The 26,116-nt window shown below is 67.5% G+C and carries 24 protein-coding genes; 15 read left to right on the top strand and 9 right to left on the bottom strand.

What is annotated here, in order from left to right; all coding sequences use genetic code 11:
- Window positions 1-144: 144 nt before the first annotated feature.
- Genes RNZ50_04180 through RNZ50_04155 form a run of 6 tightly spaced genes read right to left on the bottom strand, consistent with a single transcriptional unit; the run spans window position 145 to window position 5,055 of the window.
- Entirely contained in the window at window positions 145-363 is a 219-nt protein-coding gene (locus RNZ50_04180) for an NnrT protein (protein MDT8854247.1), read from the bottom strand.
- Window positions 360-536 carry a hypothetical protein gene (locus RNZ50_04175; GenBank protein MDT8854246.1) on the bottom strand — a complete coding sequence of 59 codons (177 nt, stop codon included), beginning with the start codon at window positions 534-536 and terminating at the stop codon, window positions 360-362. The genes RNZ50_04180 and RNZ50_04175 overlap by 4 nt, the downstream gene beginning before the upstream one ends.
- Window positions 537-538: 2 nt before the next feature.
- The gene (locus RNZ50_04170; protein ID MDT8854245.1) at window positions 539-2,419 is read right to left on the bottom strand and encodes a VWA domain-containing protein; all 1,881 of its coding nucleotides are present in this window, start codon (window positions 2,417-2,419) and stop codon (window positions 539-541) included.
- Between the two features lie 3 nt (window positions 2,420-2,422).
- Complete coding sequence (locus RNZ50_04165; protein MDT8854244.1) at window positions 2,423-3,244, bottom strand: CbbQ/NirQ/NorQ/GpvN family protein; 822 nt, start codon at window positions 3,242-3,244, stop codon at window positions 2,423-2,425.
- On the bottom strand, window positions 3,241-4,593 hold the full coding sequence (locus RNZ50_04160; GenBank protein ID MDT8854243.1) for a cbb3-type cytochrome c oxidase subunit I: 1,353 nt from the start codon (window positions 4,591-4,593) through the stop codon (window positions 3,241-3,243). Before RNZ50_04160 ends, RNZ50_04165 begins: the two co-directional genes overlap by 4 nt.
- Before the next feature lie 9 nt (window positions 4,594-4,602).
- Window positions 4,603-5,055 carry a cytochrome c gene (locus RNZ50_04155; protein ID MDT8854242.1) on the bottom strand — a complete coding sequence of 151 codons (453 nt, stop codon included), beginning with the start codon at window positions 5,053-5,055 and terminating at the stop codon, window positions 4,603-4,605.
- Window positions 5,056-5,194: 139 nt separating this feature from the next.
- On the opposite strand from RNZ50_04155, the gene RNZ50_04150 reads away from it, so the two are divergent.
- From RNZ50_04150 to RNZ50_04140, 3 genes are all read left to right on the top strand, one after another.
- Window positions 5,195-5,401: a hypothetical protein gene (locus RNZ50_04150; protein ID MDT8854241.1), complete on the top strand. Its 207-nt coding sequence runs from the start codon at window positions 5,195-5,197 to the stop codon at window positions 5,399-5,401.
- Window positions 5,402-5,482: 81 nt separating this feature from the next.
- Window positions 5,483-6,670, top strand: coding sequence for an NnrS family protein (locus RNZ50_04145; GenBank protein ID MDT8854240.1), 1,188 nt, complete (start codon window positions 5,483-5,485; stop codon window positions 6,668-6,670).
- Between the two features lie 26 nt (window positions 6,671-6,696).
- Window positions 6,697-6,963, top strand: coding sequence for a DUF6522 family protein (locus RNZ50_04140; GenBank protein MDT8854239.1), 267 nt, complete (start codon window positions 6,697-6,699; stop codon window positions 6,961-6,963).
- Between the two features lie 7 nt (window positions 6,964-6,970).
- On the opposite strand, the gene RNZ50_04135 is transcribed toward RNZ50_04140, so the two are convergent.
- Window positions 6,971-7,666, bottom strand: coding sequence for a Crp/Fnr family transcriptional regulator (locus RNZ50_04135; GenBank protein ID MDT8854238.1), 696 nt, complete (start codon window positions 7,664-7,666; stop codon window positions 6,971-6,973).
- Window positions 7,667-7,949: 283 nt separating this feature from the next.
- On the opposite strand from RNZ50_04135, the gene metH reads away from it, so the two are divergent.
- The 6 genes from metH to RNZ50_04105 all read left to right on the top strand — a co-directional run bounded on the left by metH (window position 7,950) and on the right by RNZ50_04105 (window position 18,673).
- Window positions 7,950-11,714: a methionine synthase gene (gene metH / locus RNZ50_04130; GenBank protein MDT8854237.1), complete on the top strand. Its 3,765-nt coding sequence runs from the start codon at window positions 7,950-7,952 to the stop codon at window positions 11,712-11,714.
- A gap of 238 nt (window positions 11,715-11,952) precedes the next feature.
- The gene (locus tag RNZ50_04125; GenBank protein ID MDT8854236.1) at window positions 11,953-13,035 is read left to right on the top strand and encodes a catalase family protein; all 1,083 of its coding nucleotides are present in this window, start codon (window positions 11,953-11,955) and stop codon (window positions 13,033-13,035) included.
- 31 nt (window positions 13,036-13,066) lie between these two features.
- Entirely contained in the window at window positions 13,067-14,893 is a 1,827-nt protein-coding gene (locus RNZ50_04120) for a hypothetical protein (GenBank protein MDT8854235.1), read from the top strand.
- Between the two features lie 42 nt (window positions 14,894-14,935).
- Window positions 14,936-16,825, top strand: coding sequence for a cytochrome c (locus RNZ50_04115; GenBank protein MDT8854234.1), 1,890 nt, complete (start codon window positions 14,936-14,938; stop codon window positions 16,823-16,825).
- 163 nt (window positions 16,826-16,988) lie between these two features.
- Window positions 16,989-17,915, top strand: a complete 927-nt coding sequence (locus RNZ50_04110; protein MDT8854233.1) for an ABC transporter ATP-binding protein — start codon at window positions 16,989-16,991, stop codon at window positions 17,913-17,915.
- A complete protein-coding gene (locus RNZ50_04105) occupies window positions 17,912-18,673 on the top strand; it encodes an ABC transporter permease (GenBank protein MDT8854232.1) in 762 nt (253 codons plus the stop codon). The genes RNZ50_04110 and RNZ50_04105 overlap by 4 nt, the downstream gene beginning before the upstream one ends.
- 5 nt (window positions 18,674-18,678) lie before the next feature.
- Here the strand turns inward: RNZ50_04105 and RNZ50_04100 are convergent, their stop codons facing one another.
- Both RNZ50_04100 and RNZ50_04095 read right to left on the bottom strand, forming a co-directional pair.
- Window positions 18,679-19,113 (bottom strand): DUF1810 domain-containing protein, encoded by a 435-nt coding sequence (locus tag RNZ50_04100; GenBank protein MDT8854231.1) that lies wholly within the window; start codon window positions 19,111-19,113, stop codon window positions 18,679-18,681.
- Window positions 19,110-19,781, bottom strand: coding sequence for a hemolysin III family protein (locus RNZ50_04095; protein ID MDT8854230.1), 672 nt, complete (start codon window positions 19,779-19,781; stop codon window positions 19,110-19,112). The genes RNZ50_04100 and RNZ50_04095 overlap by 4 nt, the downstream gene beginning before the upstream one ends.
- A 273-nt stretch (window positions 19,782-20,054) precedes the next feature.
- Here RNZ50_04095 and RNZ50_04090 point away from each other — a divergent pair, with 273 nt between their 5' ends.
- Genes RNZ50_04090 through mnhG form a run of 6 tightly spaced genes read left to right on the top strand, consistent with a single transcriptional unit; the run spans window position 20,055 to window position 26,106 of the window.
- A complete protein-coding gene (locus tag RNZ50_04090) occupies window positions 20,055-23,003 on the top strand; it encodes a monovalent cation/H+ antiporter subunit A (GenBank protein ID MDT8854229.1) in 2,949 nt (982 codons plus the stop codon).
- The gene (locus RNZ50_04085; GenBank protein MDT8854228.1) at window positions 23,003-23,347 is read left to right on the top strand and encodes a Na+/H+ antiporter subunit C; all 345 of its coding nucleotides are present in this window, start codon (window positions 23,003-23,005) and stop codon (window positions 23,345-23,347) included. Before RNZ50_04090 ends, RNZ50_04085 begins: the two co-directional genes overlap by 1 nt.
- Window positions 23,348-23,349: 2 nt before the next feature.
- Window positions 23,350-24,981, top strand: coding sequence for a monovalent cation/H+ antiporter subunit D (locus RNZ50_04080; protein MDT8854227.1), 1,632 nt, complete (start codon window positions 23,350-23,352; stop codon window positions 24,979-24,981).
- Window positions 24,978-25,466: a Na+/H+ antiporter subunit E gene (locus tag RNZ50_04075; GenBank protein ID MDT8854226.1), complete on the top strand. Its 489-nt coding sequence runs from the start codon at window positions 24,978-24,980 to the stop codon at window positions 25,464-25,466. Before RNZ50_04080 ends, RNZ50_04075 begins: the two co-directional genes overlap by 4 nt.
- Entirely contained in the window at window positions 25,463-25,747 is a 285-nt protein-coding gene (locus tag RNZ50_04070) for a K+/H+ antiporter subunit F (protein MDT8854225.1), read from the top strand. The genes RNZ50_04075 and RNZ50_04070 overlap by 4 nt, the downstream gene beginning before the upstream one ends.
- Entirely contained in the window at window positions 25,744-26,106 is a 363-nt protein-coding gene (gene mnhG, locus RNZ50_04065; GenBank protein ID MDT8854224.1) for a monovalent cation/H(+) antiporter subunit G, read from the top strand. Before RNZ50_04070 ends, mnhG begins: the two co-directional genes overlap by 4 nt.
- Window positions 26,107-26,116: the final 10 nt, after the last annotated feature.

Below are 26,116 nucleotides of genomic sequence, written 5' to 3'. Positions count from 1 at the left end.
CATCGGCCGGTGCGGGGAAATTGCGGGCATCTTTTGCCACGCCGGCCCGGTGAACGGCCGGGGTGCGGCGGTGCGGGCAGCGGCGCCGATACCGGCTGAGCCCGGGGCGGGCGGCACGCCTGGGCGGCGCTTCGGCCCAAGCTGTCAGGGGCAGGCGTCGGCCTTTGCCATCAGCCGCCGGATGTGGCGGGCAAAGGCCCATGTCGCGGGGATGCCCAGCACCGCGCCGCCCAACACCGCCTGCACCGGCGTCAGCACCGGCAGGCCCAGCCACGATCCGATCAGCGCGGCGAAGAACAGGTTCACCGCCATCGCCCCGGCCCCGAAGGGATAAAGGATCAGGGTCAGCCGCCAGAGGCTCATCTGCGGCTGACCAGCCATTGCACCGCAACCAGAGCCAGCACCATGACGACGGAGGCGGCGAAATAGGCGATTTCGGCTTGTGCCGTCTCGGGCTGCGGGATCGGGCGCTGGAACGCCTCGGCCACGGCGGCAGCGGGTGTCAGCAGGGCGCATAGGATCAGGGGAAGGCGCATGATCAGGACTCCTGTGTCAGGGAACGGTAGATGTCGGGCAGGGCGCGGCCAAGGCGGGCCGGGTCGGGCAGAAGGGTGAAGCCGGCGCGGCCGAAGATGCGGGCGAACCAGTCCTGCCCGTCGGCATCGACGATCACGCCATGCACCGCCTGCCCCGCGCGGCGGGCCCCGCGCACCGCCATGTGGCTGTCTTCGATGCCGTGTGTGCCCTCGTAATGGTCAAGATCGTTGGGCTTGCCGTCGGTCAGCACCAGCAGCAGCTTGCGCGCCGCAGGCTCGGCGGCAAGCTGGGCCGAGGCATGGCGGATCGCCGCCCCCAGCCGTGTGTAGTGGCCGGGGTGCAGGCCGCCGATGCGGGCGGTGATGTCGGGCGACATGGGTTCGGCAAAGCCCTTGCAGCGGGTCAGGAACACCCGGTCGCGGCGCAGCGACGAGAACCCCCAGATCGCCAGCCGGTCGCCCGCCGCGTCGATACCGCCCGCCAGCGCCGCCAGCGCCTCGCGCGTGGTGTCGATGATGCTGCGGCTGCCCACGACGGATTCGGTCGAGCGCGAGCAGTCCATCAGGACCGCCACCGAGAGGTCGCGCTCCACGCTGCGCAGGTCGCGGAAGATGCGGTCGCTGCCCTGCCCGGTGGCGCGGATGGCGACCTGTGCGGCAACCAGCGCGTCAAGGTCAAGCTCGCTGCCGTCCACCTGCCGGGGCAGCAGGATTCGGCGCGGGTGCAGCGCCTCGAACTGGCGGCGCACCCGGGCCATCAGGCGCGGGTCGGGAGTGAAGCTGTCGCCGGGGATCGCGTCGGCCTCCAGCACGATGCAGTGGTCGGGCATGAAGGTGCGGGCGCGGTGGTTCCATTCGGGGTAGGTGAAGCGGGACGACAGGCGTTCGTGCTCGGCATCCTGCGGGGCAAGATCAAGGTGCAGGCGCAGCCGGGTTGCGGCGCGCTTGTGGTGACGGGACAGGGCGATGTGGTCCTGATCCTCGGCCGCCTTCTGGGCGTTCTCCAGGTCGTCATCGTCGGTGGCGCGGTTCAGGCCCATGCTTTCGACCCAGGACAGGATCGACTCAAACCGGTGCATGATGAAGCTGTCCTTGCGGTTGGCCTGTTCGTTGTCCTCGCGTCTGGCCTGCTTGCGGGTGGCAGAGGCCAGCCCGGGCGGCGCGCTGATCGTGTCATCGGCGGGGGCGGGGGCCGCACCTTTGGCAGCCCGGTCCAGCCGCAGCCAGACCGGCAGCGGGGCCAGCGGGGCGTAGCCGCGCGGGGCGGGCCGGGTGGCTGGATCAGGAAGCTGCCCGCCAGACAGCAGCGTGCGGGCAAGCCCCGCCACGTCGCGTTCGGCCTGCGAGGCGGCATGATCGGGCTGCGTTTCCAGCAGATGCGCGCAAAGCGCGGCATGGGGCGCGCGCAGACCGGGGCACAACGCCAGCGCCCGCACGGTCGCGGCCTGCATCGCGGCAAGGTGGGCGAGGTCGGCGGCCAGCGGGTCGTCGGGCGGGGGGGCCGGTTCGGCGCAGGCGGCAAGGGCGGCCAGCCACAGGTAGGCCGCGCGGTTCATCCCGACCGTCGGAAAGGCCGCCATCACCGGGGGCAGGCGCAGGCTGTCGCCGTCGAAGCGCGCGACATGCTCCAACACCCGCGCCTCGGCCAGTTGCGCCCCCAGCCCCCGGCGGTGACGCGAGGCGGTGGCGGGGCTGGCCGCGATTTCCATCCCGGCCTTGCCACCCAGCGCGCGGAACAGCAGTGCCAGGCTGGGGCGCACCGCCTCCAGCGCCACGGCACTGGCGGGATGGCCCGTCACCGGGGCAAGGCGCAGCGCAACCCCGTGCCAGAGGTTGCCCATCGTCTCTTCCGGCTCCATCAGGTCCATGGGGTGCAGGGCCATGGCTCAGCCGTAAACCGATGCGATCACGTCGCGCAGGGCCTGCGCCACGTCCGCCTCGTCGGTCAGCGGTTCGACCACGGCGGCCTGCAAGGCGCGCTCCAGCGGCATCCCCCCGGCGATCAGGCTGGCGGCGTAGATCAGGAGGCGGGTGGAAACGCCCTCCTCCAGATCCATCCCCGACAGGGCGCGGATATGCCCGGCCAGCCGCACCAGCGGGGCGACCCGCGCCGCATCCAGCCCGCTTTCGCGCGCCACCACGGCGGTTTCGGTCGCGGGGTCGGGAAAGCCGAAGGTGATCGACAGGAACCGCTGCCGGGTGGAAGGCTTCAGCCGCTTGAGGATGTTCTGGTAGCCGGGGTTGTAGCTTGCCACCAGCATGAAGCCCGGTGGGGCCACCAGTTCCTCGCCGGTGCGGTCGATCATCAGGGTGCGGCGGTTGTCGGTCAGCGGGTGGAGGACGACCGTCACATCCTTGCGCGCCTCGATCACCTCATCAAGGTAGCAGATCGCCCCTTCCCGCACCGCGCGGGTCAGCGGGCCATCCACCCATTCCGTCGCCCCGCCGCGCAAGAGGTAACGCCCGATCAGGTCGGCGGCCGACAGGTCATCGTGACAGGCAACGGTGTAGAGCGGGCGGCCAAGACGGGCCGCCATGTGCTCGACGAACCGCGTCTTGCCGCAGCCGGTCGGCCCCTTCAGAAGAAGGGGCAGACCTTTGGCATGGGCCGCCTCGAACAGCGCGCATTCCTGCGCCACCGGGCGGTAGAAGGGCACCGTGCGTTCGGGCATCCGTTCGGCCATCAGTTCGGGGACCAGCGCGTTCATTGTGTCCGGCCCTCGGCAAGCGGCATGGTGTCGGGAGCGATGACCTCGCGCCGCACCACGACCTGGGCGTAGATGAACAGGATGGCCCCCAGCACCACCGCGATGCCCGCCCCGAAGCGCATCATGTAGAACAGGCTCAACTGATCCTGCACGTCCATGTAATAGTCGCCTACGATGCGCTGCATGTGGGTCTGGATCGTGCCTGCGAAGGTCAGCACGAAGGTCATGAACGCCATGCCCCCGGTCATCAGCCAGAACGACACCATGATCAGCACCTGATTGTAGGGCGCGCGGCCGCGCAGCAGCGGCATGGCATAGGTGATGATCGCGAGGTTCATCGCGACATAGGCGCCGTAGAAGGCAAGGTGGCCGTGGGCGGCGGTGATCTGCGTGCCGTGGGTGTAGAAGTTCACGCCGTGGAAGGTGTGCAGGAAGCCCCAGACCCCCGCGCCGAAGAACGCGACGGTGGCCGACCCCAGTGCCCACAGGAGCGCCGCCTTGTTGGGATGGTTGCGGCGACCCTTCCACACCATGATGAAGGCAAAGGACATCATCGCGAAGAACGGCACCACCTCGAAGGCCGAGAAGATCGAGCCCGTCCACTGCCAGTATTCCGGCAGGCCGATCCAGTAGAAATGGTGCCCGGTGCCGAGGATGCCGGAAAACAGCGCGGTGGCGACGATGACGTAAAGCCATTTCTCCACCACCTCGCGGTCAACCCCGGTCAGCTTCAGCATCAGGAAGGCCAGGATCGCGGCCATCACCAGCTCCCAGGTGCCCTCGACCCAGAGGTGGACGACGAACCACCAGTACATCTTGTCAAGGCTGAGGTTGTCGGGGTTGATGAAGGCGAAGATCCAGAGCAGCGACAACAGCCACAGGCCGGTCAGCAGCACGCCGGTGATCGCGGTCTTGCGCCCGGCCAGCACGGTCATCGAGATGTTCAGCAGGAAGATCAGCGCCGCGACGAGGATGCCGAACTTGACCCAGAGCGGCTGCTCCAGAAACTCGCGCCCGCCATGGATGCCGACGAGGTAGCTGCCGACGGCCCCCAGCGTGCCGACGACGAGGATGATCAGTTGCAGGTAGGCGAGCTTGACCGACCAGATTTCCCGCTCGGATTCTTCCGGCACAAGGAAATAGGCCGCGCCGAAGAACCCCAGGAGCAGCCAGACGATCAGCGCGTTGGTGTGGATCATCCGGATGATGTTGAAGGGCAGAAGCTCGGACAGGGTGTTGGGCGAGACATAGATCCAGCCCGCCAGCAGCCCGCCCATGACCTGGATGCCGAACAGCCCCATCGCCACCAGAAAGTAGGCGTAGGCGACCTTTTGTGATTGATATTTCATGGCTTTCTCCTAGCCCGCGTCCGTTGGCGGCCAGCCTTGGGTGTCTGTCTGATCGGCCCAACGCAGGAAATCGGCCAGGGCGCGCATTTCCTCGGGGGTGATGGCGAAATGGGGCATCTGGCGGCGGCCCTCGATGCCGCTGGGCTGGGCGGACATCCAGCCGTCCAGCATCTGATAGGCACCCTCGGCATCGTCCTGCACGCCCCAGCGGGTCATCACGTTGCCAAGCTCGGGCGCGAAGTAGGCGCCCTCGCCGTGCAGGGTGTGGCAGTTGATGCAGCTGTGGCGTTCCCAGACGTGCTTGCCAAGGATCACCCCGGGCGACAGCGGCATCCCCGCGGTGGACACCTTGACCACATAGTGGTGCGAATGGATGGTCATTGCGACGAACACCACGACGAAGAACAGCGATCCACCGTAGAAGATGTTCCTGGCCCGTGATTTCGTGAGGATCTCTGACATGGGGTCGGTCCTGGCGATTGTTGCGGATCAGGGTCGTCTAGCAAGGCGCGGGGCAGGCGACGTTGTGCCGGCACAACGACGCGGGCCATTGCGGGGCGCAGGGTCGCGCCACCGGCACCCTGGCCGGAACGGAGGCACAATGCGCGGCCCGAGGAAGGATGACCCCGATCTGCCGCTGTGCGGCCTGTTCGACCTGTGGCCGGAAACGGCTGCGGTGTTTCTCGCGCGGCGGATGGTGTGTTTCGGCTGCCCGATCGCCCCGTTTCACACTGTAAGCGACGCCTGCGCCGAATACCGGCTGGACGAGGCGGCGTTTCGCGCCGACCTTGCCGCGGCAACCGGATGATTTGCCCCGGGGTTGCGGCGGCACAACGTCCGACCCGCCGCAACCGGGCAGGATGGGGCACGGACACAAAGGCACCCTGACATGCAGAAAACCACCCGCCCGCCCTATGACGGCCCCGCCCTGTTCAGCTACGGCTTCCGGCCGTTCTTCCTTTCGGCCAGCCTGTTCGCGGTGCTGGTCGTGCCGCTGTGGATGGCGGTCTGGTCGGGCACCGCACAGCTTGCAGGCCCGTTCTCGCCGGTCGACTGGCACATCCACGAGATGCTGTTCGGCTATACCTCGGCGGTGATCGCGGGGTTCCTGTTCACTGCGATTCCCAACTGGACCGGGCGGATGCCAACCCGGGGCTGGCCGCTGATGGCGCTGGCCGCGCTGTGGCTCGCCGGGCGGTTGGCCGTGGCGGGGGCGTTCGGGCTGGGGCCGTTTGCGGTGATGGTGGTGGATTGCGCCTTCATGCTGGCGATCGGCGCGATGGTGGTTTCGGAAATCGTCGCGGGGCGGAACTGGGGCAACCTGAAGGTTGTCGTGCCGGTGCTGCTGTATCTGGTGGCCAACGTCACCTTTCACGTCGAGGCGATGACGCTGGGCAGTGCCAGCGTCGGGCGCAGGCTGGGCTTTGCCATGGTGGCGCTGCTGATCCTGCTGATCGGCGGGCGGATCATCCCCAGCTTCACCCGCAACTGGCTGGTGAAACGCGGGCCGGAACCGGGGCCGCTGCCGGTGCCGTTCGGGCGGCTGGATGCGGTCAGCCTGGGGGTGGCGCTGGTGGGGCTGCTGTGCTGGGTGGCCCTGCCGGACTCGATGCTGGCCGGTCTTGCCTTGCTTTTGGCCGGGGTGGTGCAGATGGCGCGCCTGCTGCGCTGGCGCGGCTGGCGGGTCTGGTCCTCGCCGCTCTTGCTGATGCTGCATCTGGCCTTTGCCTTCCTTCCGGCGGGGCTGGTGGCGGTGGGGCTGGCGGCGCTTGGCCTGCTGCCGGTGGCGACCGGGCTGCACCTTCTGGGGATCGGCGGCTTCGGGGGGATGACGCTGGCGGTGATGATGCGGGCCTCGCTGGGCCATACCGCGCGGCCGCTGGAGGCGGGGCCGCCGCTGGCCGCAGCCTTTGCCTGCGTGGCGATGGCGGCGCTGGTGCGGGTGGCGGCGCCGGTGGCCCCGGGCCTGTGGATCGCGGCGGGGTTCTGGACGCTGGGCTTTGCCCTGTTTGTCTGGCATTTCGCCCCGGTGCTGACGCAGCCCAACGCGGCGCGGCGCGCGCCCGCCAACCACTGACCGGGAATGCAACACCGAGGGTCACCATGAGCATCACGTTCGAGAACGGCACGATCCACATCGACCCGGCCCTGGTGGCAAGGGGCCTGCATCTGACCCCCGAGGCGCTGCGGGATGCCTTGCACGCCGGCCTTGTCACCAGCCTGTGCGAAAAGGGCGAGGACGAGGATGCCGGGCGCTTCCGTCTGACGTTCTATTCCCCGACCCGGCGGCTGCGGCTGGTGGTGGATGCGGGCGGGGCCGTGCTGCAAAGCTCGACCGCCGATTTCCGCCGCAAACCGGCCGAAGGATGAAACTGCGCTAGGGCTCGGCCCCGCTCAGCACCACCAGCTTGTGCGGCGCGGTCACGGTGATCTTGCGCCGTTCGGACAGCACGATCCCTTCCCTTTCCCAGCCGCTCAGCAACCGGCTGACGGTGTGAAGGGTGGTGCCTGTCATGTCGGAAATGTTCTGGCGGGTGATCGGAATGCCGATCTCGATGCCGCCCGCCACCTTGCGGCCCATCTGGGTGATCAGGCGCAGGATGGCGCAGGCGACGCGCTGTTCCACCTGCTGGGTGGCAAGTTCCATGATGCGGTTGTTCATCTCGCCCACCCGTTCGCCCACGACCTTGTAGGTTTCGGTCGCAAAACCGTCATGGCGCGCCGCGAAGTCGGACCAGAGCCGGTTCGGCCAGGCCAGCGCCAGACATTCATCTGCCGTCATCGCCGTCGCCGGGTAGGTGGTGCGGCCCAGCGCCGCGCCGATGCCGAACAACTGCCCCGGCGCGATGTGCAGCGCGATGATCTGGTCGCCGCCCGGGGTGGTGCGGATCACCCGGATATGCCCGTCGAGCAGCAGGAAGAAGCGGTCCACCGGCATCCCCTCGCTGAATACCGCGATGCCCGGATCGAAACGCAGCGCCTGCGCCGCATCCAGAATCTCGCGGACCTGCGACCGCGCCAGCCTGCGGAAAGGCGGAAGGGAGACCAGCAGGCTTTCGTCAAGCTTGTTCAAACGCAGCCTCCGGGTTTGTGGCAGCACACCCAACCGGCGCGACCGTAGCATCGAACCGGGGCAAGACCAATCCGAACCGCCCAATCTCGCGCCCCGTCTCGCATCCCGTCTCGCACCCCGGCGACAGGCGGGCCGGGCGGGCCTGCCGTCCATGGTGGGCGCGCTGAAACATGCGCGGGATTCATGTTATCGGTGAGAATTATGAGTTCGATCCGGTCGGGCTCTTGCCCTATCCTGCCGCCGGGCACCTTGCGGTGCCTATTGTCGTTTGAACGGAGCCGCCATGTCCCCCGCCCCCAGAAGATCCCCGGTATTCGACCGCATCGCCGCGCTGGCGCGCGAGCGCATCCTGATTCTCGACGGCGCGATGGGCACGCAGATACAAGCCCTGGGCTTCGGGGAGGCCGAGTTTACCGCGCATGGTGCGGGCTGCGTCTGCCACCCGCCGCTGTTCGGCGACAAGCCGCACCCGCAGCAGGGCAACAACGACCTGCTGATCCTGACGCAACCGCAGGCGATCGAGGATATCCACTACGCCTATGCCAGGGCCGGCGCGGATATCGTGGAAACAAATACGTTCTCGTCAACCGCCATCGCGCAGGCGGATTACGGGCTGGAACATCTGGTTCATGATCTGAACTTTCACGGCGCGCGTCTGGTGCGCCGGGCCCTCGACCGGGCGACGGCCGAGGACGGGCGGGAACGCTTCGTGGCCGGGGCGCTGGGGCCGACCAACCGCACCGCCTCGATGAGCCCGGACGTGAACAACCCCGGCTTCCGCGCCGTGACCTTCGACCAGCTGCGCGACGCCTATGCCGAGCAGCTGCGCGGGCTGATCGACGGCGGGGCCGACCTGATCCTGATCGAGACGATCTTCGACACGCTGAACGCCAAGGCCGCCATCTTTGCCTGCGAAGAGGCGTTCGCGGCGCGGGGTATCCGCCTGCCGGTGATGATCTCGGGCACCATCACCGACCTGTCGGGGCGCACGCTGTCGGGGCAGACGCCGACCGCCTTCTGGCATTCGGTGCGCCATGCCGATCCGCTGACCATCGGGCTGAACTGCGCGCTGGGTGCGGCCGGGATGCGCGCCCATCTGGCCGAGCTTGCGGGCGTGGCCGACACGCTGGTCTGCGCCTATCCCAATGCGGGCCTGCCCAACGCCTTCGGCCAGTATGACGAGAGCCCGGACTTCATGGCGGCGCAGATCGCGGATTTCGCGCGCGACGGTCTGGTGAACATCGTCGGCGGCTGCTGCGGGTCCACGCCCGAGCATATCCGCGCGATTGCCGCCGCCGTGGCGGAATACCCGCCGCGCGCCGTGCCCGAACAGCCGCCGCTGATGCGCCTGTCGGGGCTGGAGCCCTTCACGCTGACCAAGGCCATCCCGTTCGTCAACGTGGGCGAGCGCACCAATGTCACCGGATCGGCCCGGTTCCGCAAGCTGATCACCAATCGCGACTATGCGGCCGCGCTGGACGTGGCGCGCGAGCAGGTGGAGGCGGGCGCGCAGATCATCGACGTGAACATGGACGAGGGGCTGATCGACAGTCGGCAGGCGATGGTCGATTTCCTCAACCTGATTGCGTCCGAACCCGACATCGCCCGCGTGCCGGTGATGATCGATTCCTCGAAATGGGAGGTGATCGAGGCGGGGCTGAAATGCGTGCAGGGCAAGGCGATCGTCAACTCGATCAGCATGAAGGAGGGCGAGGCGGCCTTCCTGCATCAGGCAAGGCTTTGCCGGGCCTACGGTGCCGCCGTGGTGGTGATGGCCTTCGACGAGGCCGGGCAGGCCGACACCGAGGATCGCAAGGTCGAAATCTGCACCCGGGCCTACAGGCTGCTGACCGAACAGGCAGGCTTCCCGCCCGAGGACATCATCTTCGACCCCAACGTGTTCGCCATCGCCACCGGCATCGAGCAGCACGACAGCTACGGTCTCGATTTCATCAACGCCACCCGGCGGATCGTGCAGACCCTGCCGCATGTGCATGTTTCGGGCGGGGTGTCGAACCTGTCGTTCAGCTTCCGCGGCAACGAGCCGGTGCGCGAGGCGATGCACGCCGTGTTCCTTTACCACGCCATTCAGGCGGGGATGGACATGGGCATCGTCAACGCAGGCCAGCTGGCGGTCTATGACAGCATCGACCCCGACCTGCGCGAGGCCTGCGAGGATGTGGTGCAGAACCGCACGGCGCAAGCGACCGAGCGGATGCTGGAGATTGCCGAACGGTTCAGGTCCACCGGCGCGCGCGAGGCGAAGGAGCGCGATCTGGCGTGGCGCGACTGGCCGGTGGCAAAGCGGCTGGAACATGCGCTGGTCAACGGCATCACCGAATTCATCGACGCCGATACCGAAGAGGCGCGGCTGGCAGCCGACCGCCCGCTGCATGTGATCGAAGGCCCGCTGATGGCCGGAATGAACGTGGTGGGCGACCTGTTCGGGGCGGGCAGGATGTTCCTGCCGCAGGTGGTGAAGTCGGCCCGCGTGATGAAGCAGGCCGTCGCCGTGCTGCTGCCCTTCATGGAGGAGGAAAAGCGCCTGTCGGGCGGCACCGGGCGCGAGTCGGCGGGCAAGGTGCTGATGGCCACGGTGAAGGGCGATGTGCATGACATCGGCAAGAACATCGTCGGCGTCGTGCTGGCCTGCAACAACTACGAGATCATCGACCTTGGCGTGATGGTGCCCGCCGCGAAGATCCTTTCGGTGGCGCGGGAACAGGGCGTGGACATCATCGGCCTTTCCGGCCTGATCACGCCGTCGCTTGACGAGATGGTTCACATGGCGGCCGAGATGGAGCGCGAGGGCTTTTCGATTCCGCTGCTGATCGGCGGGGCGACGACCTCGCGCATCCACACGGCCGTGAAGATCCACCCGAAATATGCGCGCGGCCAGACGGTCTATGTGACCGACGCCAGCCGCGCGGTGGGGGTGGTGTCGGCGCTGCTGTCGCCCGACCAGAAGGCGGGGTATGTCGAAACCACCCGCGCCGAATACCGGCAGGTTGCCGAAAGCCACGCCCGCGCCGAGCTGGCGAAGAAGCGCCTGCCGCTGGCCGCCGCCCGCGCCAACGCGATGCGGATCGACTGGCGGGGCTACGGCGTGCCCGCGCCCTCGTTCCTTGGCACAAGGGTGTTCGACGACTGGGATCTGGCGGACCTTGCGCGCTATATCGACTGGACGCCGTTCTTCCAGACATGGGAGCTGAAGGGCGTCTATCCGCGGATTCTCGACGACGAGGCGCAGGGAGCCGCCGCCCGCGCCTTGTTTGCCGATGCGCAGGGGATGCTGGCACGGATCATCGACGAAGGATGGTTCCGACCGCGCGCCGTGGTGGGGTTCTGGCCCGCCAATGCGGTGGGCGACGACATCCGGCTGTTCGCCGACGAGACGCGGCAGACGGAACTGGCGATGCTCCACACCCTGCGCCAGCAGATAGCCAAGCGCGACGGCCGCCCCAACCTGGCCCTGGCCGATTTCGTGGCGCCCCCGGGCACGCCCGACTATGTCGGCGGGTTCGTCGTCACGGCGGGCGTCGAGGAGGCGGCGATCGCGCAGCGGTTCGAGCGGGCGAACGACGATTTCAGCGCCATTCTGGTTAAGGCGCTGGCCGACCGCCTTGCCGAGGCTTTTGCCGAACGGATGCACGAAAGCGTGCGCCGCGAGATGTGGGGTTATGCACCCGACGAAAGCCTTGCCCCGGCCGACCTGATCGGCGAGCCCTACCGCGGCATCCGCCCGGCCCCCGGCTACCCGGCACAGCCCGACCACACCGAAAAGGCCACCCTGTTCCGCCTGCTGGACGCCGAGGCGGCAACCGGGGTGCGGCTGACCGAAAGCATGGCGATGTGGCCGGGGTCTTCGGTGTCCGGCCTCTATATCGGCCATCCCGACGCCTATTATTTCGGCGTGGCCAAGGTGGAGCGGGATCAGGTGCTGGACTATGCCGCGCGCAAGCGGATGCCGGTGGCCGAGGTCGAACGCTGGCTCGGCCCGATCCTGAACTATGTGCCCAAGGCAACTGCGGCGGATGCGGCGGCGTAGGGGCGTGCTGCGGCGGGGGTGCGGCAGGCCGCACGCGGCGCGGCAGGCCCGTCGGCAGAATGTTCCCGTGGCAGCGGCGGTTGCGACGTTTAAAGGTGGACAACTTTTGGATGTGCGTCATAACTCGGTGGCCGGGTTGACAAGTCTGCCGGGCGGCTTTTCCGACCGCAGATCCGTTCCACCCCCAGATCCGTCAGCCTTGTCCCCGCGACACGGCTGACGGAAGAACCGTGAGCTCATGTCCAGGCTTCCCACGCTCTGCCTTTGTGTCGCGGCACTGACCGCAGCCACCGACCCCGGTTTCACCCAGAACGCCCCCTATCCCGAAGCCGACAGCCTGCTGGGCGAACGCATCGGCGCGACCGAGGCTGCGGATGCGCGGGCGCTGATCGAAACGCTGTCCGCCACGATACGGGCCGAATACACCGCCGGGGGCGCGCGCCGCGATGCACATCCCAAGGCGCATGGCTGCGTCAGCGCGACCTTCACGGTGGACGCCGACATTCCGGCGGCGCTTCGGGTCGGAATCTTCCAGCCGGGGGCCAGCTACGACACGGTGGTCCGGTTCTCCAACGGCTCGCCCGATGCTTACGGCGACGATCGCAACGGCGACACCCGCGGCATGGCGCTGAAACTGCGCGGTGTGGCCGGCGACAAGCTGTTTGCCGACCCGGCAAGCCCGGATGCGCAGGATATCGTCCTGATTTCCAGCCCGGTGTTCTTCGTCAACGACTCGCACGGCTATACCCAGTTCTTTCAGATCGTCGATGCGGGCCGCACCCTGCCTATGCTGAAGATCCCGTTCATCCTGGGCTGGCAGGGGTCGGTCAACGCCTACACGATGCTGAAGCAGAAGATCGCCAACCCGCTGCTGACGCAGTATTATTCGGTGACGCCCTACCAGTTCGGGCTGGGCGGTGGCCGCGGAGTCGTCAAGTATTCCGCCCGGCCCTGCGTCGCGCAGGATCAGGCGGTGCCCGAGGCCGCGGGCAAGAACTTCCTGCGCGCCGCGCTGCGCGACAGCCTGGCCGCGGGGCCTGCCTGCATGGAATTCCTGATCCAGTCGCGCGGCACCACCGGGCTTGCGGTCGAAGACGTGATCACGCCCTGGGACGAGGCGGTTGCTCCCTTCGTGCGGGTCGCGGAAATCACGATTCACCAGCAGCAGTTCGACACCGCCGCCCTGAACGCCGCCTGCGAGGCGCGCAGCTTCAACCCGTGGCACGCGCTGGCGGAACACCGGCCGCTTGGCACGGTGAACCGGATGCGCCGCGTGGTCTATCAGGCGATCAGCGACCTGCGCCACGAGATGAACCAATGACGGCTTTGCCGCGGAACGCCGGAGCGGCCCGATGAAGAAGACACTCCTCGTGTCGTTTGCGGCGGTGGTTGCCGCTGGTGCAGCGGCGCTGGCCTGGCAGATGGCCACGCCCGAACCCGCCCCGGTCGCGCTGGCAGCGCCCGAGGGAACCCCGGCCCTGCGCCCGGTGCCCGCCGACTGGCCCGCCGAGCAGGCGCGCCGGACGGCGGTGCTGGATGCCCATGTCGCCCAGCACCGCGTGGCCTATGACTGGTTCACCCGCTTCCCGTTCTCGCAGACCGACGGCACGCCGATGATCCTGCTGAAACTGCTGCCCGTGGTCGCCCCCGACCAATGGGCGGGCGGCGACGCCTTCATGGCCGAGATCGGCCTGTTTCCCGACCCCGACACGCCCGGCCCGCTTCCGGTTGGCATCGGCTTTTCCGGCCTGTCGGGCGAGGCTACTCCGACGGGGGTGGACTACACCTCGTTCACCTGCGCCGCCTGCCACATCGGCCGGGTGCAGGGTGCGGATGGCGGGCTGGGCCTGATCCGCGGCGGCATCAACAGCCAGTTCAACATCAACGCCTATTTCGTCCGGCTCGGCGCCACCATCGACGCGCTTGCCGAAGGCGCGACCGAACCCGACCAGCGCAAGGCCGCCGTGCTGGAGGCCGTGCTGACCGGCCTCGACACGGCCGCGGCGCAGTCGCCCACGTTCTTCTATGGCGACAGCCGCTATGACAAGACCGCCTTCGATGCCGCCTACGAGGCACGCCAGATCGCGCTGTTCCGCGCCGATGCGCCGGCGCTGGCAGGGGCTTTCGTCGATTATGTCGACGGCTTCATCGGCGCCTTCGGCACCTATCTGGACAAGACCTACCCCGGGTTCCAGCCGCAGATGCTGCACGGGCTGCCCGGCATGGCCGATGCCACGGGGGTCAGCGCGGCGCATGGCTATGAACAGATGGGCACGGGCTTGGTGGGCCGGCTGTTTCGCGGCCGGCTTTTGCCTTCCGAACCGGGCCTGACCGACTTCATGGCAGTCTGGGCGCAGAACGACCGCACCGCCGAATGGGACGCGACCGGAACCGGGCTGATCAACGGCGGCGGCCAATACAACGGCAACATCGCGATCCCGATCTATCGCAACCTTGCCGCCTCGATGACCATGGGTCTGAACAGCACCGACCTGCGGGTGGCGGCGTTTTCGGCCGATCTGCTCGACGGGTTGCCCGCGACGCCCTATCCCTTTGCCGTCGATACCGCGCTGGCGGCAACCGGGGCGGGGCTCTTTGCCGAGAACTGCGCCGCCTGCCATCAGCCCAACAACGGCCGGGTCTATGACACGCTGGGCACCGACCCGTCGCGGGCCGGCGTGATCAACAACATGCTGATGAAGGGCGCGCGCGCCGAGTATCTGGGCATCTGCAACCCGCAGACCACGATCACGCTATACGGCGCCCCGGTCACCCCCTGCGCCAGCTTCGACGGGCAATCGCTGGAGGGCAAGGGGGCCGCGATCATGCGCCCGCTTGACCAGCAGGCGGGCTACAACGCCACCGCCCTGCACGGGGCCTGGGCGCTGGCGCCCTATCTGCACACCGGCGTGGTGCCGACCATGTTCCACCTGCTGGTGCCCGACCAGCGGCCCGACCGCTTCGTGAAAAGCCGCCTTGGCTACGACACCGAACTGATGGGCTTCCAGTGGCAGGAAGGCGCGCCGGGCGGCTACCTTTTCGACACGACCGCGTTCCCGGCACTGACCACCCGCGGCCATGACGTGGATGTGGTCGAGGACGGCCGCACCTACCGGCTTGACTGGTCGGGCGACATACCCGGTGCCATGGCGCTGATCGAATACCTCAAGACCCTCTGACCGACCTCGCACCGAAAGGCGTTTGCACCGATGAAGACCTTCATGACCCGGACGAAAATCGGCCGCACCGCCCTTCCTTCGGCGGCGCTGCTGCTGGCCATGGCGGGCACCGCCTTCGGCCAGCAGGCCGTCACGCTGGATCAGGGCTGGGACGAGGCGACGCGCAACCTGTTCTACCACGAACCGCAGGGCTCGCCGATCATGCCCTATGCGTGGTTTCTGGCGCTGGAACAGACCGGCTCCGAGGCGCTGTTCCGCGATGACAGCCATCTGGAAAGCTTCGGCATGATTGCCTGGGGGACATCCGCCCTCAACCCCGACGCGCTGCCGATCGGGCTGACCATCGACAAGGGAATGCTGGGGCCGGAACCGCAGCTGGGCATGAACTGCGCCGCCTGCCATGTCACCGAGGTGATGATCGACGACAAGCAGGTGCTGATCGACGGCGGCGTGTCGCATTTCAACTTCGGCGCCTTCATGGCCGATCTGGTGGCCGCCCTGCAGGCGACGCGCGACGACCCGGCCAAGTTTGCCCGTTTCGCCGCCCGGGTGCTGGGGGCCGACGTGTCGCCGGACGATACCGCCCGCCTGCACGCGCGCTTCCGCCTGATGACCCAGACGCGCGAGAACTGGGCCCTGCGCAATGCGGGCACCATCGTGCCGGGGCCGGGCCGGGTCGATGCGCTGAACGTGATCCTCAATCAGGTCACGGCAGAGATGCTGCACCGCCCCGACAACGCCCGCCCCACCGATGCGCCGGTCAGCTACCCCTTCCTGTGGGATGCGCCCTACCTTGATTTCGTGCAATACAACGGCGTCGTGCCGAATGCGGGCGCAGGTGCCATCGGGCGCAACGTGGGGCAGGTGCTGGGCGTGTTCGGCGAGGTCTCGATCGTCGAGACCCTGCTGCCGATCGGCTATGCCTCGTCCGTCCGGGTCGGGCACCTGATGGATCTGGAACGCACGCTGGAATCGCTGACCTCGCCGCAGTGGAGCGGGCTGGCCGAGCTGGGCCTGCTGCCACCGCTGGATGCGGCGCTGGTCGCGCGCGGGCAGGAAATCTATGCGGCGGATTGTGCAAGCTGCCACGCCGTGATCAACCGCACCGACCGGGGCGCGCTTGCTGGCATCCCGGTGAAGCTGGTGCCCCTGTCTGCCGTCGGCACCGACCCCGCCGCGGCGTTCGATTTCTCCAACCGCGAGGTTGCGACCGGCCCGCTGCAAGGCCGCAAGGCCGCCTTTGTCAGCGGCGACCGGCTGTGCGCGCGCACCCATGGCAACGCGATCCTGGCGCATGTGACCGTCGCGGTGATGATGAACGACCTCGGCGCGACCGGCGGCACGATCGTCGATGAAGTCGGCACCGAACTGGAAACCTCGGTGCTGAGCCATGTCCGCACAGCCTTGCAGGCGGTGGGCGAAAAGCTGGGCCTGACCACGCATTCCGACCGCAAGAACCAGGAATCCGACGCGCAGGTCATCGCCAGACTGGCGGCCGCGGGCAGGACCGAGGCGGAAATCACTGCGGTGCTGACCGACCGCAACGAAGACAAGTCGGTGCTCTATGCGCTGCTGGTGGCCGACGCGCTCGACCGCCCGGCCGAGGATGTCGCCTGCCTTGAGGTCGGCGAGACCGCGCAATACCGCGCCCGGCCGCTGAACGGTGTCTGGGCAACGGGGCCCTTCCTGCACAACGGATCGGTGCCGACCCTGCGCGCCCTGCTGCAACCCGCCGCCGAACGCCCCGGAAGCTTCAGCATCGGGGCGTCGGGGTTCGACCCGGTGAACGTCGGGTTCGAGGATGCCGCCGGGCCGGATGCCATCCGCCTTGACACCTCGCTTCCCGGCAACGGCAACATGGGGCACGACTATGGCACGGCCCGGCCTGCCGCAGACCGGGACGCGCTGCTGGAATACCTCAAGAGCCTGTAGGGCAGGGGTCCGTTCCGGCCCGAAGGGTCACGGCCTTTGGTGCAGTGGCGCGACCCGACCGCCCGATTTCCGCAGGCCGGCCCCTGCGCCTCTGCACCGACCCGGCCTTTGCCATTGCCGCCGGGCGGGGATAGATTGGTCGACTGCTGCACCCGGGGGTCACATGTCGTCGATCGTTTCTGTCCGCAACCTGACCAAGACCTTCGGCTCGGGCTTTCAGGCGCTGAAGTCGGTGTCGCTTGAAATCGAGGAGGGCGAGATTCTCGCCTTGCTCGGCCCCAACGGCGCGGGCAAGACCACGCTGATCTCCACCATCTGCGGCATCGTGCAGCCCACCTCGGGCAGCATCACCGTGGGCGGCCACGACGTGACGCGGGAGTTTCGCGCGACGCGCAGCCTGATCGGTCTGGTGCCGCAGGAAATCACGCTGGAACCGTTCGAGAAGGTGATCAACGCCGTCACCTTCTCGCGCGGGCTGTTCGGCACGGCGGCCGACCCGGCACATATCGAGCGGGTGCTGCGGCAACTGTCGCTGTGGGACAAGAAAGACAGTCTGATCAAGACCCTGTCGGGCGGCATGAAGCGCCGGGTGCTGATCGCCAAGGCGCTGGCGCACGAACCGCGCGTGCTGTTTCTGGACGAGCCCTCGGCAGGCGTGGACGTGGAGTTGCGCAAGGACATGTGGGTTGTGATCGGTGATCTGGCGGCGCAGGGCGTCACCATCATCCTGACAACGCACTACATCGAAGAGGCCGAAGCGATTGCCGACCGGGTGGGCGTGATCAACCGGGGCGAGATATTGCTGGTGCAGGACAAGGCCGACCTGATGGCGCAGATGGGCAAGAAACAGTTGCGCGTCGATCTTGCCGAACCGTTGGCGGCGGTGCCCGACGCGCTGGCGCACTATGCGCTCGACCTCGGGCCCGACGGGCGCAGCCTGATCTACACCTATGACACCAGGGGCGAGCGGACCGGGATCATCACGCTGCTGGGCGACCTGCGCGCCGCCGGGCTGCACATGACCGACCTTGCCACCACGCAAAGCAGCCTTGAAGACATCTTCGTCGGGCTGGTGAGGGAAACGCCATGAACCTCTACGCCATCCGGGCGATCTTTCACAAGGAAATGGCGCGGTTCTTCCGCACCATCATCGAATCGCTGATCTCGCCGGTGATCTCGACCTCGCTCTACTTCGTGGTGTTCGGCGCGGCGATCGGCGGCAAGATCGAGACCATCGACGGGGTCAGCTATGGCGCGTTCATCGTGCCGGGGCTGATCATGCTGACGGTGGTCACGCAGTCGGTGTCGAACGCATCCTTCGCGATCCACTTTCCCAAGTTCATCGGCACGATCTACGAGCTTTTGTCGGCCCCGGTCAGCCACCTTGAAATCGTGGTCGGCTATGTCGGGGCGGCGGCGGTGAAATCCATGCTGATCGGGGTGGTGATCCTGTTGACCGCGTATCTGTTCGTCGATCTGCCGATAGCGCACCCGTTCGCCATGTTCGGCCTGCTGGCCCTGACCAGCATCAGCTTTTCGCTGTTCGGCTTCATCATCGGAATCTGGGCCAAGGATTTCCAGCAGTTGCAGCTTATTCCGCTGCTGGTGCTGACGCCGCTGATCTTTCTGGGCGGCAGCTTCTACAGCATCGACATGCTGCCGGATGTCTGGCGCACGGTCGCGCTGTTCAATCCGGTGGTCTATCTGATGTCGGTGTTCCGCTGGTCGTTCTTCGACACGGCCGACGTGCCGATTGCCATCAGCCTGCTGGCCATCGCGGTCTTTACGGGCCTCTGCCTTGCGGCGGTGTGGTGGATCTTCCGCACCGGCTGGCGCCTGCGGCAGTAGTGGCGTCAGAGCCCCAGCAGCCGGGCGGTGCCCTGATCGGGCACGCCGCCGCCCCAGCGTTTCAGCGCCATGCGGAACGGGGTGTAGGGGCCGGGGTCGGCCACAGAAAACAGGCTCATGGAGGACAGGAACTTGGCGTCGTCGGGCGGGCCGAACATGGTGGTCAGGGACTTCGGGTCGCGGGACAGCACGATTTCGGTGGCCAGTTCCAGCCGCCGCCCCAGCACCTTGTGGTCGAGATAGGCCCGCGCCTCGTCGAGCGAGGCGATGCCGTATTCCACCGACCGCGGCGATTGCCCCAGCCCGCGCAGCTGCGGAAAGACAAACCACATCCAGTGCGTCTGCTTCCGCCCGGCCTGAAGTTCCGCCATGGCAGGCTCGAACGCGGTCATCTGCGCCTTGACAAAGCGTTGCAGGTCGAAGGGGTCGCTTTCGGTCATGTCACGCTTTCGCTCATCGAGGTTTCGGCCAGATGGATCATGACCGCCGCATAGAACACAACCGACGCGGTCAGCACGAATACATGCCAGATCGTGTTGTGAAACGGAAGCCGCTCGAACAGGAAAAACCCGGTGCCGATGGTGTAAAGCACGCCGCCGACGGCGATCAGCGCGAACACGCTGCCCGAAAAGGCGGCGAACATCGGCCAGCCGACCGCGGTGCCGATCCAGCCCATCCCGAGATAGATTGCCAGCGCCAGCCAGCGGAACCGGTCGGGCGCCAGCAGACGCAGCGCCGTGCCGCACAGCGCCGCGACCCAGATTCCCGCCAGCAGCACGGCACCCTGGCCCGACAGCATCACGAAGGCGGTGAAGGTGCCCGCGATCTTGCAATAGATGGCCGAATGGTCCATCCGGCGGAAAACCGCATTCCAGTAGGGATGCACGGTCATGTTGTACAGCGCCGAACACAGGATCATCGCGATCAGCGTCACGCCATAGACCGAAACGCCGGCAATCGCCTGCCCGTCGCCGCGCCAGACCACGGCCAGCGTGATCAGCACCGGCACCGCCAGCACGGCGGCCGACAGCCCCGACAGATGCACCGCCGCATCGCTGAGCCGTTCGGCGCGGCTGTATCCGCTGCGGGGGGAAAGACGTGTGACCATCTGCCCAATCTACACCGTGCCGCACGCGGTGACCACCGCAGGTGCCCAAGTCGTGATCGCATCACGGCGCAGGCACCACCATCAGCAGTCAAATGCCGCCTGTGGGGCACAATGCCTATTGAATCCCGACATTCAACGCCTTCATAAGGAGGGAAGCTTCCCCTGTCGTATCGGGCTACGCATTTCCGCTGTCTGGCGGAACATGCGGCATCGATCCATTGGCTTGTGGGGCAACGCGGTTTTCGCCCCGGCAAGAGGAGCCTCCGGCACCGGATGATCGAACAGAACCTGATCCTGATCCTGGTCGTCCTGCCGTTTCTTGCGGCCCTTGTTTCTGCCACGCTGCATGTCAACGCGCATGGTGCCGCGGCCTGGTTCTCGGGGCTGTTCCTGCTGGGCGGGCTTGCGGTCATGGGGGGGCTTTACGGCACGGTTGCGGGCGGGACGGTGGTCGAGGCGACGGTGCGCTGGGTGCCGTCGCTTGGCCTGAACCTGAAGTTCCGGATGGACGGCCTTGCCTGGCTGTTCGTCACGCTGGTTCTGGCCATTGCCGTTCTGGTGGTGATCTATGCGCGCTACTATCTGGCCAGAACCGACCCGGTGCCGCGGTTCTATGCCTTTCTGATGGCCTTCACCGGGGCGATGATCGGGATGGTGCTGTCGGGCAACATCCTGATGCTGGCCGTGTTCTGGGAACTGACCTCGATCATCTCTTTCCTGCTGATCGGCTACTGGCATCAGGGGCAGGCCGCGCGCGACGGGGCGCGGATGGCGCTGATCGTCACCGCGACCGGGGGGCTGTGCCTGTTGCTGGCGATGCTGATGCTGGGCCAGATTGCGGGCAGCTACGACCTTGACCGGGTGCTGGTGTCGGGCGACCTGATCCGGGCCCATCCGCTGTATCCGGTGGTGCTGGTGCTGTTCCTGCTGGGGGCCTTCACCAAATCGGCCCAGTTCCCGTTCCATTTCTGGCTGCCGGGGGCGATGGCCGCGCCGACGCCGGTTTCGGCCTTCCTGCATTCGGCAACCATGGTCAAGGCCGGGGTCTTCCTGCTGGTGCGCTTTTCGCCCGCGCTGGGGGGAACCGAGATGTGGTTTCTGGCCGTCACCGGCACCGGCATGGCGACCATGCTGCTGGGGGCGGTCGTCGCGCTGTTCCGCCATGACCTCAAGGGGTTGCTGGCCTATTCCACCATCAGCCACCTTGGGCTGATCACCGCGCTCTGCGGCATCGGCAGCACAGGGGCGATTCTGGCCGCGATCTTCCACATCGTGAACCATGCCGTCTTCAAGGCGTCGCTGTTCATGGCGGCCGGGATCATCGACCACGAGACCGGCACGCGCGACATGCGCAGGCTCAGCGGGCTGATACGGTTCATGCCGGTGACGGGCACGCTCGCCATCGTGGCCTCTGCCGCGATGGCGGGGGTGCCGCTGCTGAACGGCTTCCTGTCGAAAGAGATGTTCTTCGCCGAGGCGGTGGACTGGCACAACGGATCATGGCTCGACAATGCGCTGCCATACCTTGCAACGCTGGCCGGCGCCTTTGCCGTGGCCTATTCGCTGCGCTTCATCGCCACAGTGTTCTTCGGCCCGCCGCCGGAAGGGCTGCCGCGGCAGCCGCACGAGCCGTCGGTCTGGATGCGCCGTCCGGTCGAGGCGCTGGTGCTGATCTGCCTTGTGGTCGGCATCCTGCCGGCCATGACGCTGGGGCCGGTGCTGAACATGGCGGCGCGCTCGGTCCTCGGGGCGGACCTGCCCTATTACGACATCGCGATCTGGCACGGCCTGAACCTGCCGCTGATCATGAGCCTGGTGGCACTGGCGGCGGGAATCGCGCTCTACGCCGTTCTGGCACGCCACATCGCCGCAGGGCCGGAAGGGCCGCCGCTGCTGCACCGGCTGCGGGCACAGCGGATGTTCGAGAAGGGCCTGCTGGCGCTGACCTGGAAGGTGCCGGGCTATCTGCACCGGCATCTGGGCACCGAAGGGCTGCAACCGCAACTGCGGCTGGTGGCGCTGCTGGCCATCGCCCTTGGCGTCGTGACGCTGTGGGGCGCGCTGCGGCAGGCACCCCGGCCGCTGGCAACCGGGCTGAATCCGTCCTTCGCGCTGATGTGGCTGGTCGGGGCGGCCTGCGCCGTGGGGGCGGCTTGGCAGGCCAAGTATCACCGCTTTGCCGCGCTGGTGCTGCTGGGTGGCGCGGGGCTGGTGACCTGCCTGACCTTCGCGTGGTTCTCGGCCCCCGACCTTGCCGTGACGCAACTGCTGGTCGAGATCGTGACGACCGCGCTCCTGCTCCTCGGCCTGCGCTGGCTTCCCAAGCGCCGGGAAGAGATTGCCGCGGACAAGCTGATGCCCGCCCGCCTGCGGCGCATCCGCGATCTGGTGATTTCCGTGGTTGCCGGGGCGGGCATCGCTGCCATCGCCTATGTCGTGATGACCCGGCCGCTGATCCCCAATATCGGCGACTGGTTCCTGCGCAACGCCTATTACGAGGGCGGCGGCACCAATGTCGTCAACGTCATCCTGGTGGATTTCCGCGCCTTCGACACGTTCGGCGAGATCACGGTGCTGGCGACCGTGGGCCTGACGGTGTTCGCGCTGCTGCGCCGGTTCCGCCCGGCCCCCGAAAGCACTGACATCCCCGACCAGCAGAAGGGCGGGGCACTGGCGCAGCTGGGCGAGTACCTGCTGGTGCCGTCGGTCATCATGCGCTGGATGTTCCCCGCGATGATCGTGCTGTCGGCCTATCTGTTCCTGCGCGGGCACGACCTGCCGGGGGGCGGCTTTTCGGCCGGGGTCACGCTCGCCATCGCGTTCCTTTTGCAATACATCGGCCATGACGTGCGCTGGATCGAGGCGCGGCTGACGGTGCTGCCGATCCGCTGGATGGGGTTCGGGCTGCTGGTCGCGGGCATGACCGGGGTCGGGGCCTTTGCCTTCGGCTATCCGTTCCTGACCGCCCATGCGCAGTATGTGATGCTGCCGGGGCTCGGCCGGGTGCCGGCCGCCACCGCGCTGATCTTCGATGCCGGGGTCTATGCGCTGGTGGTCGGGGCGACCGTGCTGATGCTGATCGCGATTGCCCACCAGTCGCTGCGCTCCGCCCGCCAGCGCGACCAGGACGCCGCCGAACCCGCAGGCCCCGCGCCCGCCGACCAGGCGCCCGCCGACCCCGGGTTTGCCGCACCCGCGACCCCCGAACAGGAGCCCGCCTGATGGAAATCGTGCTTTCTGCCGCCATCGGCGTCCTTGTCGCCTCGGGGTTGTGGCTGGTGCTGCGGCCGCGCACCTTTCAGGTGATCATCGGGCTTTGTCTGCTGTCCTATGCGGTGAACCTGTTCATCTTCTCGATGGGGCGGCTGACGCTTGGCGCGCCGCCGATCATGCCCAAGGGCGGGTTCGTCGACCCGACGAAGTATGCCGACCCGCTGCCGCAGGCGCTGGTGCTGACGGCCATCGTGATCAGCTTTGCCACCACGGCGCTGTTTCTGGTGGTGATGATCGCCTCGCGCGGCATCACCGGCACCGACCATGTCGATGGCAAGGAGACCGACCCGTGACCATCGCACCCGAACACCTGATCATCGCGCCGGTCCTGATCCCGTTCCTTGCCGGGGCGGTGATGCTGCTTTACGACGACCGGCGGCGCTGGGCCAAGCCGCTGCTCAGCGTCGCGTCGGCGCTGGCGCTGCTGGTGACCGCGATCGAGCTGCTGGACCGGTCGATGGGCACGGCGCAGACCGGCCGCAACGACATCGGGTTCTACCTGCTGGGCGACTGGGCGATGCCCTTCGGCATCGTGCTGGTGATCGACCGGCTGTCGGCAATGATGCTGGTGCTGACCGCGCTGCTGGCCATTCCGGCGCTGGTCTATTCGGCGGCGGGCTGGCACCGGCAGGGGCAGCATTTCTATTCGATGTTCCAGTTCCTGCTGATGGGGCTGAACGGCGCCTTCCTGACCGGCGACCTGTTCAACCTGTTCGTGTTCTTCGAGGTGCTGCTGGCGGCCTCTTACGGGCTGCTGCTGCATGGCACCGGGCAGTTGCGGGTGCGGGCGGGGCTGCATTACATCGCGGTGAACCTGACGGCGTCGCTGCTGTTCCTGATCGGGGTCAGCCTGATCTACGGCGTCACCGGCACGCTGAACATGGCGCACCTGTCGAACCTCGTGCCGGTGCTGCCCGAAAGCGAACGCCCGCTGTTCCATGCCGGGGCCGCGATCCTGGGGCTGGCCTTCCTGATCAAGGCCGGGATCTGGCCGCTGTCGTTCTGGCTGCCGACCGCCTACATGGCCGGGGCCGCGCCGGTGGGCGCGATGTTCGCCATCATGACCAAGGTCGGGGTCTATGTGATCCTGCGCCTGTCGATGCTGCTGTTCGGCGCCACGGCCGGGGCCTCGGCCGGGTTCGGCGCCGGGGTGCTGATCGCGGGGGGGATGGCGACGGTGGCCTTCGGGATGCTGGGCGTGCTGGCCTCGCAGGGGCTTGGCCGGATGGCGGCGCATCTGGTGCTGGTATCCTCGGGCACGCTGCTGGCGGTGACGGGGTTTGCCCTGGCGGGTGGCGGCACGGCCATTCTGGCGGGGGGGCTGTATTACCTTTTCGGGTCCACCCTGGCGATCAGCGCCCTGTTCCTGCTGCTGGAACCGATGAGCCGCGAAGAGGGCGGCATCGCCGCCATGCTGGCCCTGACCGCCGACGCCTACGGCCTTGACGCCAAGGAAGAGGTCAGCCAGCCCGAGGTCGGCCTTGCCATTCCCGGCACGCTGACGGTGCTGGGCCTGTCTTTCGGGGCCTGCCTGATCGTGCTGGCGGGGTTGCCGCCGCTGTCGGGGTTCATCGGCAAGGTGGCGATCCTGCAGGGTTTGATGATGCCCGGCGGGCTGCACCCGGTGCTTGGCTGGTCTTTCGTGGCGCTGCTGCTGGTGTCGGGTCTGGCAACGCTGATCGGGCTGATCCGGGTCGGCATCCAGACCTTCTGGGCCTCTGACGGCACACCGCCGCGCGTGCTGGCGCTGGAGGTGGCGCCGGTGCTGGTGCTGACGGGGATGCTGCTGCTGCTGACGGTCAGGGCCGAGGACGTTCTGAAATACACCACGCTGACGGCAGAGGCGCTGCTGCGCCCGACCGTCTATTCCGAGGGCGTGCTGCGCGCGCCGCGGGTCGCGGACGCGGTGCCGGGGCCGGTGGAATGAGGCGCCACATGCCCCATCCGCTGCTGCTGGCGGCGCTGACGCTGATGTGGCTGCTGCTGACGCGCTTTTCGGTCGGCAACCTGCTGCTCGGGCTGGCGATCAGCCTGCTGGCGGGCTGGGCCTTCCGCCGGCTGGAGCCGGAGGGGCCGAAGCTTCGCGCCATCTGGCCGCTGATGCGGCTGGTCGGGGTCGTCAGCGTCGACATCATCCGGTCAAACCTCGCGGTGGCGTGGCTGGTCCTCACCAACGGTCGCCACGGGGCGCGGACCTCGGCCTTCGTCGAGATTCCGCTGCGGCTGCGGAACCCGGCTGCACTGGCGCTGCTGGCGATCGTCGTCACCGCGACACCCGGCACTGCCTGGCTGGAACATGACGCGGAAAGCGGCATCCTGCTGCTGCACGTCTTCGACATGACCGACGAAAACCACTGGCGCCGCCTGATCCGCGACCGCTACGAGGCCCGTCTGCTGGAGGCATTCGCATGACCGCAGGAATCATCCTCTGGGTCGCGCTGTCCTATGCGCAGCTGATGCTGGCGCTGGCCGCCTGTCTTGCCACGCTGTGCGCGATCCGCGGCCCCCACGCCCAGGACCGGGTGCTCGGGCTCGACACGATCTACATCACGACGATGCTGCTGTTCGTCGTGACCGGGATGCGGCTTGGCACGCCGTTCTTCTTCGAGGCGGCGATGATCATCGGCGTGCTGGGCTTTGTCGCCACGGTGGCGCTTGCAAAATTCCTGATTCGCGGCGAGGTGATAGAATGACGGCACTTGACGGGCTTCCGCTCTGGCTGGCGCTGCTGGTGGCGGCCTTTCTGGTTATCGGCAGCACGCTGACCTTTCTGGGCGCGCTGGGCCTCCTGCGGCTGAAAAGCTTCTATGACCGGCTTCATGCCCCGACCCTTGGCACCAGCTGGGGCACGGCGGGCATCCTGCTTGCCTCGATGCTGGTGTATTCGTGGATGCAGGACCGCACGATCCTGCACGAACTCGTCATCGGCTCTTTCGTGATGATCACCACGCCGGTCACGCTGATGCTGCTGGGCCGGGCCGCGCTGCACCGCGACCGTGCCGAAGGCAGTGCCGACGTGCCGCCGCCGATCCACAGCAAGACCGATGCCTGACCGGCGCGGC

The organism is Paracoccaceae bacterium Fryx2 (assembly GCA_032334235.1).
In the GTDB taxonomy this organism is placed as follows: domain Bacteria; phylum Pseudomonadota; class Alphaproteobacteria; order Rhodobacterales; family Rhodobacteraceae; genus JAVSGI01.
Note: the sequence above shows the minus strand (reverse complement) of the source record. Positions and strands in the feature narration are given on the sequence as shown.

What these genes read in the sequence shown, in the direction of transcription:
- RNZ50_04165 (MDT8854244.1), bottom strand. Translation starts at nt 3,244, where the DNA reads ATGAACGCGCTGGTCCCCGAACTGATGGCCGAACGGATGCCCGAACGC.
- RNZ50_04125 (MDT8854236.1), top strand. Translation starts at nt 11,953, where the DNA reads ATGTCCAGGCTTCCCACGCTCTGCCTTTGTGTCGCGGCACTGACCGCA.
- RNZ50_04150 (MDT8854241.1), top strand. Translation starts at nt 5,195, where the DNA reads ATGCGCGGCCCGAGGAAGGATGACCCCGATCTGCCGCTGTGCGGCCTG.
- RNZ50_04110 (MDT8854233.1), top strand. Translation starts at nt 16,989, where the DNA reads ATGTCGTCGATCGTTTCTGTCCGCAACCTGACCAAGACCTTCGGCTCG.
- RNZ50_04085 (MDT8854228.1), top strand. Translation starts at nt 23,003, where the DNA reads ATGGAAATCGTGCTTTCTGCCGCCATCGGCGTCCTTGTCGCCTCGGGG.
- RNZ50_04100 (MDT8854231.1), bottom strand. Translation starts at nt 19,113, where the DNA reads ATGACCGAAAGCGACCCCTTCGACCTGCAACGCTTTGTCAAGGCGCAG.
- RNZ50_04155 (MDT8854242.1), bottom strand. Translation starts at nt 5,055, where the DNA reads ATGTCAGAGATCCTCACGAAATCACGGGCCAGGAACATCTTCTACGGT.
- metH (MDT8854237.1), top strand. Translation starts at nt 7,950, where the DNA reads ATGTCCCCCGCCCCCAGAAGATCCCCGGTATTCGACCGCATCGCCGCG.
- RNZ50_04115 (MDT8854234.1), top strand. Translation starts at nt 14,936, where the DNA reads ATGACCCGGACGAAAATCGGCCGCACCGCCCTTCCTTCGGCGGCGCTG.
- RNZ50_04145 (MDT8854240.1), top strand. Translation starts at nt 5,483, where the DNA reads ATGCAGAAAACCACCCGCCCGCCCTATGACGGCCCCGCCCTGTTCAGC.
- RNZ50_04180 (MDT8854247.1), bottom strand. Translation starts at nt 363, where the DNA reads ATGAGCCTCTGGCGGCTGACCCTGATCCTTTATCCCTTCGGGGCCGGG.
- mnhG (MDT8854224.1), top strand. Translation starts at nt 25,744, where the DNA reads ATGACGGCACTTGACGGGCTTCCGCTCTGGCTGGCGCTGCTGGTGGCG.
- RNZ50_04105 (MDT8854232.1), top strand. Translation starts at nt 17,912, where the DNA reads ATGAACCTCTACGCCATCCGGGCGATCTTTCACAAGGAAATGGCGCGG.
- RNZ50_04075 (MDT8854226.1), top strand. Translation starts at nt 24,978, where the DNA reads ATGAGGCGCCACATGCCCCATCCGCTGCTGCTGGCGGCGCTGACGCTG.
- RNZ50_04070 (MDT8854225.1), top strand. Translation starts at nt 25,463, where the DNA reads ATGACCGCAGGAATCATCCTCTGGGTCGCGCTGTCCTATGCGCAGCTG.
- RNZ50_04095 (MDT8854230.1), bottom strand. Translation starts at nt 19,781, where the DNA reads ATGGTCACACGTCTTTCCCCCCGCAGCGGATACAGCCGCGCCGAACGG.
- RNZ50_04175 (MDT8854246.1), bottom strand. Translation starts at nt 536, where the DNA reads ATGCGCCTTCCCCTGATCCTATGCGCCCTGCTGACACCCGCTGCCGCC.
- RNZ50_04120 (MDT8854235.1), top strand. Translation starts at nt 13,067, where the DNA reads ATGAAGAAGACACTCCTCGTGTCGTTTGCGGCGGTGGTTGCCGCTGGT.
- RNZ50_04140 (MDT8854239.1), top strand. Translation starts at nt 6,697, where the DNA reads ATGAGCATCACGTTCGAGAACGGCACGATCCACATCGACCCGGCCCTG.
- RNZ50_04170 (MDT8854245.1), bottom strand. Translation starts at nt 2,419, where the DNA reads ATGGCCCTGCACCCCATGGACCTGATGGAGCCGGAAGAGACGATGGGC.
- RNZ50_04160 (MDT8854243.1), bottom strand. Translation starts at nt 4,593, where the DNA reads ATGAAATATCAATCACAAAAGGTCGCCTACGCCTACTTTCTGGTGGCG.
- RNZ50_04090 (MDT8854229.1), top strand. Translation starts at nt 20,055, where the DNA reads ATGATCGAACAGAACCTGATCCTGATCCTGGTCGTCCTGCCGTTTCTT.